This window comes from Kitasatospora sp. NPDC114501 (genome assembly GCF_055633695.1).
In genome coordinates this window covers 501,770-513,558 of the sequence record NZ_JBVKDS010000003.1, presented here as the reverse complement: position 1 = coordinate 513,558, position 11,789 = coordinate 501,770, and the positions used below count along the sequence as shown (strand labels likewise).

At 75.3% G+C, this 11,789-nt stretch carries 5 protein-coding genes; all 5 read left to right on the top strand.

Annotated features, from left to right (window positions below; all coding sequences use genetic code 11):
* Positions 1-309 precede the first annotated feature (309 nt).
* The 5 genes from topA to ACZ7RU_RS08780 all read left to right on the top strand — a co-directional run bounded on the left by topA (position 310) and on the right by ACZ7RU_RS08780 (position 11,775).
* Complete coding sequence (topA, locus tag ACZ7RU_RS08800; protein ID WP_470340153.1) at positions 310-3,180, top strand: type I DNA topoisomerase; 2,871 nt, start codon at positions 310-312, stop codon at positions 3,178-3,180.
* Between the two features lie 233 nt (positions 3,181-3,413).
* Complete coding sequence (tmk, locus tag ACZ7RU_RS08795; RefSeq protein ID WP_470340152.1) at positions 3,414-6,947, top strand: dTMP kinase; 3,534 nt, start codon at positions 3,414-3,416, stop codon at positions 6,945-6,947.
* A gap of 249 nt (positions 6,948-7,196) precedes the next feature.
* Entirely contained in the window at positions 7,197-8,408 is a 1,212-nt protein-coding gene (locus tag ACZ7RU_RS08790) for a DNA polymerase III subunit delta' (RefSeq protein WP_470340235.1), read from the top strand.
* A gap of 304 nt (positions 8,409-8,712) precedes the next feature.
* Positions 8,713-9,903 (top strand): alpha/beta hydrolase, encoded by a 1,191-nt coding sequence (locus ACZ7RU_RS08785; RefSeq protein ID WP_470340151.1) that lies wholly within the window; start codon positions 8,713-8,715, stop codon positions 9,901-9,903.
* 180 nt (positions 9,904-10,083) lie between these two features.
* Entirely contained in the window at positions 10,084-11,775 is a 1,692-nt protein-coding gene (locus ACZ7RU_RS08780) for an alpha/beta hydrolase (RefSeq protein ID WP_470340150.1), read from the top strand.
* The last annotated feature ends 14 nt before the right edge of the window (positions 11,776-11,789 follow it).

Here is an 11,789-nt window from a genome sequence, read left to right as displayed (position 1 = left end):
GCTCCCGCCCGTCGATTTTTCGTTGACAGATCTTGAAATCCGTCATTCCATCCTCCGGAACCTGCCGAAGGCCCCCCTCCGTGGGGCACGAACCTCCGTCATCGGGTTACCGTTCGAGTGGCGTCGGTGAGTCCGGCAAGTGAAAAAGCGGGATCCGTCCGTTTGACAAGGGTGGCCGGGGTACGGTCACACTCCGCTGGTGGGGGTGTCGTGCCGCGGCAGCCCTGGGACGGTGGAGGGGTCGGGCGGAGCGCAGCCCGTGCTGCCGCCGCCGACCAGCCCCATAAGGACCGGGAGAGAAGAGCGAAGGTGTCCCCGAGCAGCGAGACCGCGCACGGACAGCGACTCGTCATTGTCGAGTCGCCGGCCAAGGCGAAGACGATCAAGGGCTACCTGGGCCCCGGCTACATCGTCGAGGCGAGCGTCGGGCACATCCGCGACCTCCCCAGCACCGCAGCCGAGGTGCCGGACAAGTACACCGGCGAGGTGCGCCGGCTCGGGGTGGACGTCGATCACGACTTCGCGCCGATCTACGTGGTCAACGCGGACAAGAAGTCCCAGGTCAGCAAGTTGAAGTCGCTGCTCGCGGAGTCCGACGAGCTCTTCCTCGCGACCGATGAGGACCGCGAGGGCGAGGCCATCGCGTGGCACCTCCAGCAGGTGCTCAAGCCCAAGGTGCCGGTGCACCGCATGGTGTTCCACGAGATCACCAAGTCGGCGATCCAGGAGGCCGTGGCCAACCCGCGCGAGCTCAACCAGCGCCTGGTCGACGCCCAGGAGACCCGCCGCATCCTCGACCGGCTGTACGGCTTCGAGGTCTCGCCGGTGCTGTGGAAGAAGGTCATGCCGAAGCTGTCGGCGGGCCGCGTGCAGTCCGTCGCGACCCGGCTGGTGGTCGAGCGCGAGCGCGAGCGGATGGCCTTCCGCACCGCCTCGTACTGGGACCTGGTCGGCACCTTCGGCACCGGCCGCACCCCGGCCGACGCCGCGAACCCGGAGACCTTCGGCGCCCGGCTGGCCGCCGTCGACGGCAAGCGGATCGCCAGCGGCCGCGACTTCGGCCAGGACGGCCGGCTGAAGGCCGCCAGCGCGAACACCCTGCACCTGGACGAGCAGGCGGCCCGTCAGCTGGCCGCCGCCCTGGAGCAGACGGCGTTCGCGGTCCGCAGCGTCGAGTCCAAGCCGTACCGCCGCTCGCCGTACGCGCCGTTCCGCACCACCACGCTCCAGCAGGAGGCCAGCCGCAAGCTGGGCTTCGGCGCCAAGCGGACCATGCAGGTGGCCCAGAAGCTGTACGAGAACGGCTTCATCACCTATATGCGTACCGACTCCACCACGCTGTCGGACACCGCGGTCTCCGCCGCCCGGGCCCAGGTCACCCAGCTGTACGGCGCCGACTACCTGCCGGACGCGCCGCGCACCTACGCCAGCAAGGTCAAGAACGCGCAGGAGGCGCACGAGGCCGTCCGCCCGTCCGGCGACCGCTTCCGCACCCCTGCCGAGACCGGTCTGAGCGGTGACGACTTCCGGCTGTACGAGCTGATCTGGATGCGCACCGTCGCCTCCCAGATGAAGGACGCGGTCGGCCAGTCCGTCACCGTCCGGGTCGGCGGCACCTCCGCCGACGGCCGGGACGTCGAGTTCTCCGCCTCCGGCAAGATCATCACCTTCCACGGCTTCCTCAAGGCCTACGTCGAGGGCGCCGACGACCCGAACGCCGAGCTCGACGACCGCGAGCGCCGGCTGCCGCAGGTCGCCCAGGGCGACCCGCTGGCCGCCGAGCGGATCACCCCGGAGGGCCACGCCACCAAGCCGCCGGCCCGCTACACCGAGGCCTCGCTGGTCAAGGAGCTGGAGGACCGGGAGATCGGCCGCCCCTCCACCTACGCGTCGATCATCGACACGATCATCCAGCGCCGGTACGTCTTCAAGAAGGGGACGGCGCTCGTTCCGTCGTTCCTCTCCTTCGCCGTGGTCAACCTGCTGGAGAAGCACTTCGGCCGGCTGGTCGACTACGACTTCACCGCGAAGATGGAGGACGACCTCGACCGGATCGCCGCCGGTGAGGCGAAGTCCGTGCCGTGGCTGAAGCGCTTCTACTTCGGCGAGGGCGAGGGCCACGCCGCGGGCGGCGCCGCCGAGGCCGGCAACGGCGACGGCGACCACCTGGGCGGCCTGAAGGAACTGGTCACCGACCTCGGCGCGATCGACGCCCGGGAGATCAGCTCGTTCCGGGTCAGCGACGACATCACCCTGCGGGTCGGCCGTTACGGCCCGTACGTCGAGCGCGCCTCGGCGGTCGAGGGCGAGCCCGGCCAGCGCGCCGACATCCCGGACGAGCTGCCGCCGGACGAGCTCACCGTCGAGCTGGCCGAGGAGCTGCTGGCCAAGCCCAGCGGCGACTTCGAGCTCGGCCCGGACCCGGTCAGCGGCAACATGCTGGTCGCCAAGGACGGCCGCTACGGCCCGTACGTGACCGAGATCCTGCCCGAGGGCACGCCGAAGACCGGCAAGAACGCGGTCAAGCCGCGCACCGCCTCGCTGTTCAAGACGATGTCGCTGGACACCGTCACGCTGGAGGACGCGCTGCGGCTGCTCTCGCTGCCGCGGGTGGTCGGCACCGACGCCGAGGGCGCGGAGATCACCGCGCAGAACGGCCGCTACGGCCCGTACCTCAAGCGCGGCACCGACTCCCGTTCGCTCACCAGTGAGGACCAGCTCTTCACGATCACCCTCGACGAGGCGCTGGCGATCTACGCCCAGCCCAAGCAGCGCGGCCGGGCCGCTGCCGCCCCGCCGCTCAAGGAGCTGGGCAACGACCCGGTCAGCGAGCGTCCGGTGGTGGTCAAGGACGGCCGCTTCGGCCCGTACGTGACCGACGGCGAGACCAACGCCACGCTCCGCAAGGACGACGACGTCGAGACCATCACCCCGGAGCGCGGGTACGAGCTGCTCGCCGAGAAGCGGGCGCGCGGGCCGGTGAAGAAGGCCGCGAAGAAGGCCCCGGCGAAGAAGGCCGCGGCCAAGAAGACCACCACGGCCAAGAGCGCGGCGACCAAGACCGCGGCCGCGAAGAAGACCGCCGCCAAGAAGACCACCACCACCAAGACGGCGGCGGCGAAGAAGACGGCGGCCAAGAAGACGGCCACGAGCAAGACCACGGCCACCGACGAGGGCTGATCCCCGGCGGTGGCAGCGGGCCCGCATCCCCCGTCCCGGGGAGGTGCGGGCCCGAGCTCTGTCCGGCGCGGGGGTCGGTCGGGGCCGGTCGGGGACTGTGGGGGGTCTGTGCGGGGATCCGTACGGGGATCTGTCAGGGGATCTGTGCGGGGAACGTCACAACCCGGTGATGAGCGGGATCCGGAAGCCCGTTCGCCACAATCCGGCCAAGCCCCGACCGCTACGCTGACCGTATGACGAGCGAGGAGCAGCCCACCCCCAGCGCCGCCCCGGCCGCCAGAGCCTGGGCGTCCGACCTGCCCGAGGTCGCGCCCGCCGGAACTCCGATGGACCGGGCCCGGGCGCTGCTGCGGACACGTGCCTACCGGCGCCTGTGGACCACCCAGCTGATCGGCGGCACCGCCGACCGGCTCGGCCTGCTGGTGCTGCTCGCGCTCACCGTGATCGCCGCCGCCGAGGGCGGCCGGTTCGGCACCCCGCCGCGCAGCCTCGCCTTCGCCCTCGCCGCGGTCCTCGCCGTCCGGGTGCTGGCCACCGGGCTGGTCGGCGTGGCGCTGCTCGGACCGGTGCACCGACTGGTCGCCGGCAAGCTGGACCGGCGCTGGACGCTGTTCGGCGCCGACGTGCTGCGCGCCGTGCTGATCGGCCTCGCGCCCTGGTGGAGCGTCTGGCTGGGCTCCTCCGCCAAGCCCTCCGGGGCCGCCACCTACGTTCTGCTCGCCACCGTGTTCCTGACCGGTGCCGCCGAGCGGGTCTGGGGGATCGCCAAGGCCGCCGCCGTCCCGGGCCTGCTGCCGCCGGCCAACCCGTACGCCCCGGCCGCCGAGCAGCGCCCGGCCGCGGCCAACCTGGAGAGCGTCCGGGGCATCGACCGCTTCACCGGCTGGGTGACCGTGCCGCTCGGCGCCGCCGGCCTGGTGGCCTTCACCCTGCTCAACAACATCGCCGCGGCCCTCGGCTCCGACTGGCTCCGCGCCCACCAGCTCACCTTCGCGGCGCTCGGCGCGGCCGGGCTGTTCGCCGCCTCGGCGGTCCGCGGCTACCTCCAGCAGCTGCCCGGCGGGCCGGTGTCCGTCGCCCCGGTCTCCCCGTTCCAGGGCCTGCGCGCCCCGACCGACGCCGCCCCCGGCCCCGCGCTGAGCAAGGGCCGCACCGGCAGCGCCCCGTACTTCACCTTCGCCGTCGCGGCCGGCTACGCCGCGATGGCGGGCGTCGCCGCGCTCGCGCTGCTCACCGCCGCCGAGCACCGCGCCGGGCCGATCGGCTACGGCCTGCTGGTGCTCGCCGCCGCCGGGACGCCCGCCCTGGGCGCCCGGCTCACCCGGGCCACGCTGCCCTCGCTGTCCCGCCGCCGGCTGCTCGCGCTGGCGCTGCTCACCCAGGGCGTCGCGCTGATCCTGGCCGGGCTGGTGCTGGACTTCGTGCTGGTCCTGCTGCTCACCGTGCTGGCCGGCCTCGCCGCCGGGATCGTGGTCTCGGCCGGTCGCACCCTGCTCGCCCAGGAGGTCGAGGAGGCCCGGCTGCCGAAGGTCACCGAGCACCTGTTCGCGGTGCTCCGGGCCGTGGTCGCCGCCGCGCTGGTCGCCGTCCCGCTGATCGCCGCCGGCTACGGGGACGTCGAGTACGGCACCGTCGAGCCCGGCTCCTTCACCTTCATCCACGGCGGCGCGGCCCTGGCCGTCGCCACCTCCGGACTGCTCACGCTGGTGCTCGCCGCGGTCGTGCTGCTGCGCACCGACGACCGGCGCGGCACCGCGCCGTTCGTCCGGGACCTGGTGGACTCGGTGCGCGGCCCGGGCGGCCCGGTGCCGCACCGGGGCGCGGGCACCGGCTTCTTCATCGCCCTGGAGGGCGGCGACGGCGCCGGCAAGTCCACCCAGGCCCAGGCGCTCGCCGAGTGGATCCGCGGCAAGGGGCACGAGGTCGTGCTCACCCGCGAGCCCGGCGGCAGCCCGGTCGGCCAGCGGCTGCGCGGCCTCGTCCTGGACGTCGGCAACACCGGCCTGTCGCACCGCGCCGAGGCGCTGATCTACGCCGCCGACCGCGCCGAGCACGTCGAGAACGTCATCCGCCCGGCCCTCGCCCGCGGCGCCGTGGTGATCACCGACCGGTACATGGACTCCTCCATCGCCTACCAGGGCGCCGGGCGCGACCTGGCCGCGACCGAGGTCGCCCGGATCTCCCGCTGGGCCACCGGCGGGCTGCTGCCCGACCTGACCGTCGTCCTGGACGTCGACCCGACCAGGGCCCGCGAGCGCTTCACCGAGGCGCTGGACCGGCTGGAGTCCGAGCCCACCGAGTTCCACCAGCGGGTCCGGGCCGGCTTCCTCGCCCTCGCCGCCGCCGACCCGGCGCGCTACCTGGTGGTGGACGGCAGCCAGGCCCCCGGCTCCGTCACCACCGCCATCCGGCACCGGCTCGACCGCGAGCTGCCGCTCTCCGAGCAGGAGAGGGCCGCCCGCGCCGAGCAGGAGCGGCTGGCCAAGGAGGAGGCCGAGCGCCGCGCCGCCGAGGAGGCCCGCAGGAAGGCCGAGGAGGAGGCCGCCGAGCGCAAGCGGCAGGAGCTGCTGGCGCAGCTGCGGGCCGAGCAGGAGGAGAAGGAGCGGCTGGCCAAGGAGGAGGCCGAGCGGGCCGCCGCCGAGGCCCGGCGCAAGGCCGAGGAGGAAGCCCGCCGCCGGGCGGAGGAGGAGGCGAAGCGCCGCGCCGAGCAGGAGGCCGAGCGCCGCGCCGCCGAGGAGGCCCGGCTGGCCGCGGAGGCCGCCGAGCGCAAGCGGATCGCCGACGAGGCGGCCGCCCAGGCCGAGCTCCAGCGGCAGCGCGAGCTCGCCCGCGAGGAGCAGCGCCGCCGGGCGGAGGAGGCGCTCCAGCGGGCCGAGGAGGCGCGGCTGGCGCAGGCCGCCGCGCTCGCGGCCGCGGCTGCGGCGGCGGAGTCGGCGGAGGATCGGGCCGAGGGGCGGCCGGGTTCTGCTGCGGGTGCGGGTTCGGGCCCGGCGGCCGGGGATGCCGTGACCACGGAGCTCCGGGCGGTCCGGGACACTCCTTCGACGGACGCTCCGACGGGCGCTCCGCGGGATGTGTCGCAGGCGCCGTCGCGGCCGTCGGAGCAGATGCCGGGGCGGGCTGCTGCGGGCGGGCTCGGGGACGAGGCGACGCGCGAGCTGTCGCCGCGGGACCGGCAGGCGGCCGTCCGGGCGGCGGAGGCCGTCGAGGCGCGCAAGGCCGCTGAGGCGCGCCGGGCCGCCGGCGGGGCCGCCGGAGCGGTCGACGAGACCGCCAAGCTGCCGGTGGTGCCGGCCTCGGCGGTGGACGAGACGGCCGTGCTGCCGAAGGTCCCGGTGGAGACCGACCGGACCGAGGTGCTGCCGCGGGTCGAGCCGGGTCGTACCGAGGGCAGTGCCGTCGGCCGTGCCGAGGGCCGGCCGGCCCAGGGGCCGCGGCGCGCGGAGCCGGTGGACAGCACCCGCGAGCTGCCGGTGGTCGGCGCGGAGCCTGCTGCCGAGCCGCAGCCCCAGGCGCAGTCGGGTGCCGAGCGGCCGCGGCCGGAGTGGGCCGAGGAGACGCCGCTGGACGACCTGCCGAGCCTCACCGACACCCTGCTCGGCTCGCACGACGAGTGGACGCACTGGGAGCACGGCGGCCAGGGCCAGTCGGGTCCTTACGGCGGCCCGCAGGCCGGCGCGGAGCGTCCCGAGGGGCGCGGGGACGCCCAGGGCAAGGGTGACGGCAAGGGCAAGGGCAAGGGCCGTCGCTGGGGCCGCCGGGGCTGACCGGACCAGCGTGGGCGGCGCCGCCGGGGCAGGTCCCCGGCGGCGCCGCCGCGTTTCGTCGGGCGCGCCCGTCTGTCGGTGGAGGCCCGTTGCCTCAGGGCGAGAGCCTCGGGGCCGGGGGCCTCGCGACCGGGTCAGCCCCGTCCGCCGTGACCCGGACGGAGCAGTGGGTTGTCGGAGCGGCGACGTATGCTCGACGGCGGGGAAGAGGCGCCAGGAGCGCTGCCGTACGGAGCTTGGGAGCAGCAGTTGGCCGTCTGGGACGACCTGGTGGGCCAGGAGCGGGTGGTCGAGCAGCTGACCGCCGCCGCCCGGGCGGCCGGGGCGGCGGTCGAGGCCGGTCGCGGGGCCGCCCCGGTCGAGGGCGCGAACGCCTCCCTGATGACGCACGCCTGGCTGTTCACCGGCCCGCCCGGCGCCGGGCAGGTCACCGCCGCGCGCGCCTTCGCCGCCGCCCTCCAGTGCACCAGCCCCGACCTCGCGCTCGGCGGCACGCCCGGCTGCGGGTTCTGCGACGGCTGCCACACCGTGCTGGCCGGCAGCCACGCCGACGTGAAGTACGTCCGGACCGACGGCCTCTCCATCGGCGTCGGCGACATGCGCGACCTGGTGTTGCGCGCCTCCAGCTACCCGACCGGCGGCCGCTGGTCGGTGATCCTGGTGGACGCCGCCCACCGGCTCACCGAGGCCGCCGCGAACGCGCTGCTCAAGGGCGTGGAGGAGCCCTCCCCGCGCACCGTCTGGCTGCTCTGCGCCCCCTCCGTCCAGGACGTGCTGCCGACCATCCGCTCGCGCTGCCGCCTGCTGGTGCTGCGCACCCCGGCGGCCGAGGCGGTCGCCGACACCCTGGTCCGCCGGGACGGCGTCGACCCGGAGACCGCCCGGCTCGCCGCGCTCGCCGGGCAGGGCGACATCGAGCGCTCGCGCCGCCTCGCCGTCGACGAGCAGGCCCGGACGCGCCGGACGGAGGTGCTGCGCATCCCCCTGGAGGTCGGCGACATCGGCGGCTGCCTGACCGCCGCCCAGCGACTGGTCGACACCGCCAAGGCCGACGCCGAGGCGCTCGCCGAGACCCAGGACGCCAAGGAGACCGACGACCTCAAGGCCGCCTACGGTGCCGCCGAGGGCAGCAAGGCGCCGCGCGGCATGGCCGGCGCGGTCAAGGAGCTGGAGAAGCGGCAGAAGAGCCGCGCCACCCGCACCCGTCGGGAGACCCTCGGCGTCGCCCTGCTCGACCTGCTGGGCTTCTACCGGGACGTGCTCGCCATCCAGCTCGGCTCCACCGGTGCGCTCGCCAACGAGGACCAGCGGCAGGCGCTGAACCGGGTGGCCCAGGCCGGTCCGGCGGAGAGCACGCTGCGCCGGATCGAGGCGGTGCTGGCCTGCCGCCAGGCGCTGGACCGCAACGTGGACCCGCTGCTGGCGGTCGAGGCCATGACGGTGGCGCTGCGCGCGGGCTGAGTGCCGAGCGTCCTGGGCGTCGGCCGGGCGTCGGTCCGAGGGCCGTCCCGCCGTTCCGGGCGCGGCTCCACCGGGCGGTGCGCTCCAGTGGGCGGTGCCCCTCCAGCGGGCGATGCCCGTAGGCCTACCGGAGCGAGGGACGTCCCACCTTCGAGTGAACGGGCGACACTCGCCGGGCACACCGTCGTGTGACGGTCCGCCCGGTGTGCACGCTGGGGGCCGACTGCGCCCGCTACCGGGGCGGTCGCCTCCCGCACGCGCCGGTTCCGGTTCGGCGCGGCCCCCTCCAGAGGTGGTGCGTCCCGTGGTTCGTTCGCTCCTCGTCATTCCCCTGCTGGCCGCCGCCCTCGGCGGGGTCTGGCTGGCCCGGGGTGCCCGACAGCGCTGGCGCGACCTGCGCGCCGCCGAGACCTACGAGCTGGCCGGCGACCGCTGGCCGATGCTGCTGAGGGCGGGCGGCGCGATGGTCTGCGGGGTGTGCGTCACCGCGCTGACGGTGCTCACCGCGCTCGGCGCCTTCGGCGGCCTCGGCCGGGGTGCCCAGGAGTCGGACCGGGCGGAGCCGGTGGTGGACGCGGCGGGCTCGGGTTCGGGCACGGCGGCGGGTACCGGGACCGGTTCGGGGGAGGCGGTCCGCCAGCAGCAGGCGGTGCCGCCCGCAGGCGCCGAGCCGGCCGCCACGGCCGCCGCCGCTCCCGCCGCCGTTTCCGCTCCCGCCGCCGCTCCGGCCGTGGTCAGCCGCTTCGACAGCGTCGGCCACCCCGGCGGTGGCGAGCTGCTCCAGTCCGCCGTGCTCGGCCCCGACGGCCACCCCCGCAACATCCGGGTCTGGCTCCCACCGCAGTACGCCAAGGAGCCGAACGCCCGCTTCCCGGTCGTCGTGATGCAGGCGGCCACGCCCCAGAAGACCGCCGACGCCGAGGTCCCGGACGTCTTCGAGGGCATCGGTTCGGCCCTCCAGACCGGCAAGACCCGTCCGTTCATCCTGGTCGCCCCCGAGGCGCCGAACGGCACCGCGCACCCCTGCGAGCTGGTCGCCGCCGCCCCGGCTGCCATCGCCGACGACGCGACGCTGCGCACCACCATCGCGGCCTCGTTCCGCGCCCTGCCGCCCGGCCCGGCCTCCTGGGGCACCCTCGGCGTGGAGGGCGGCGCGCCCTGCGCGGCGGCCGCCGGACTGTCCCGGCCCGACCTGTACGGCGCGGCCGCGGCGGTCTCCGGCCGGTACGACGCCACCGCGCTCACCCAGACCGGTGCCGAGGCCCCGGCCGGCAGCGCGGCCAAGCTGCTGCTGGCCGCCGCACGGTCGGACTCCGCCGGGCTGGACGCGGCCCGCAAGCTCCAGTCCGCGCTGAAGGCCGGGCCCGGAGCGGCGGCCAAGGCCGACGTGCGGATCTCGGACAACGTGCAGGACTTCACCCCCGACCGGGAGCGGCTGCGGCTGCTCCGGCAGGCGGCGCAGTACCTGGCCGAGGCGCTGGCCAGGGCGTCCTGAGCGCCGCTCCGGCGGCGCTACGCTGCCCGGTACCCCGGGACGGGTGCCGGGCAGCGGCGTTTCCTCCGGGCACTTTCACGAGTTGATCCACCGGTTGTTCCGCTGGTCGTCTCTCTGGCCGTTTCCCTGGTTTGTTTCCCCTGGTTGTTCACGCGCTGGTCGATTGCGGAGAGGTGGCGGATGAGGGCCGTCGAGCGGGCACAGGCACGGACGCGGGCACGGGCGCTCGCTGCGGCGCTGGTCGCCGCAGGGCTGCTGGCGGGCGGTTGCAGCGCCGCTCCGTCCGGGGCGCCGACGGCGTCCTCCCCGGCCTCGGCCGCTTCCGCCACGCCCGCCGCCCCGGCGGCCGGGGCGGCGGGAGCGACCCCGTTGGAGCCGCTGCCCGCCGCCGTCCCGGCCGCCGTCGCGCCGTACTACGCGCAACGCCTCGCCTGGCAGCCGTGCGACGGCGGGTTCGAGTGCACGACGTTCCGGGTGCCGCTGGACTACGACCACCCGGGGGACGGCGACCTCACCCTGGCGGCCGCCCGCGCGGCGGCGGAGCCGTCGGGTCCGGCCGCCTCCGCCTCCGCCTCTCCTCCCACCTCTGCCTCCTCTCCCGCCTCCCCTCCCACCTCCCCGGGTACGCGGCTCGGCTCCCTGCTGCTCAACCCGGGCGGGCCCGGCGGCTCGGCGATCGAGTACCTGGAGGCTGCCGCCCGGACGTACGACCGCGGGGTACGGGCGGCGTACGACCTGGTCGGCCTGGACCCGCGCGGAGTGGGTCGCAGCAACCCCGTCAACTGCCTGACCGGCGACCGGATGGACGCCTACACCACCGTCGACCTGACCCCCGGCGACCAGCGCGGGATCGACGCGCTGATCGCGGCCGACAAGGAGTTCGCCGAGGGCTGCCGGAAGCAGGCCGGGGCCGCGCTGGGCCACGTCAGCACCGTCGAGGGCGCCCGCGACATGGACGTGCTGCGGGCCCTGCTCGGCGACGAGAAGCTGAACTACGTCGGCAAGTCCTACGGCACCTTCCTCGGCGCCACCTACGCCGGGCTGTTCCCCGGCCGGGTCGGGCGACTGGTGCTGGACGGCGCGATGGACCCGGCGCTCGACTCCGTCACCGGCAACCGCACCCAGGCGGGCGGCTTCGAGACCGCCTGGACCGCCTTCGCCCAGGACTGCGCCACACGTGAGGACTGCCCGCTCGGCCGCACCGAGCAGCAGGTCGGCGAGCAGCTCACCGCCCTGTTCGCGGGCGTCCGCACCGCTTCGCTGCCCACCACCGACGGCGGCCGCCGGCTCACCGAGTCCCAGGCGACCACCGGCGTCATCCAGGCCATGTACGCCGACTTCCTCTGGCCCAAGCTGCGCACCGCGCTCGCCGACGCCAAGGCCGGCGACGGCACCGGCCTGCTGAAGCTCTCCGACGACTACTATGGGCGCGAGGCGGACGGCTCGTACCCCAACCTGATGTTCGCCAACACCGCGGTGAACTGCCTCGACCTGCCCGCCCCGTTCCGCGGGCCGGAGGACGTCCAGCGGGCGGTGCCGGAGTTCGAGCGGGTCTCGCCGCACTTCGGGCGCGACATGGCCTGGATGGCCCTGACCTGCACCTACTGGCCGGTCCGGGCCACCGGCGCGGCGCACACCATCCGGGCCGCCGGGGCCGCCCCGATCGTCGTCATCGGCACCACCCGCGATCCGGCCACCCCGTACGCCTGGGCCCGGTCGCTGGCCGGTCAGCTGGAGTCCGGCCGTCTGCTCACCTTCGACGGCGACGGCCACACCGCGTACGGCCGGCACAGCGCCTGCGTGGACGGCGCGGTGAACCGCTTCCTGCTGACCGGTGAGGCACCGGAGCAGGGCAAGCGCTGCGAGCGGTAGGTCGGGGCCGGGAG

Bases quoted from the DNA above. Each gene is read 5' to 3' on its own strand.
- tmk (WP_470340152.1), top strand. From the start codon at position 3,414: ATGACGAGCGAGGAGCAGCCCACCCCCAGCGCCGCCCCGGCCGCCAGA.
- ACZ7RU_RS08780 (WP_470340150.1), top strand. From the start codon at position 10,084: ATGAGGGCCGTCGAGCGGGCACAGGCACGGACGCGGGCACGGGCGCTC.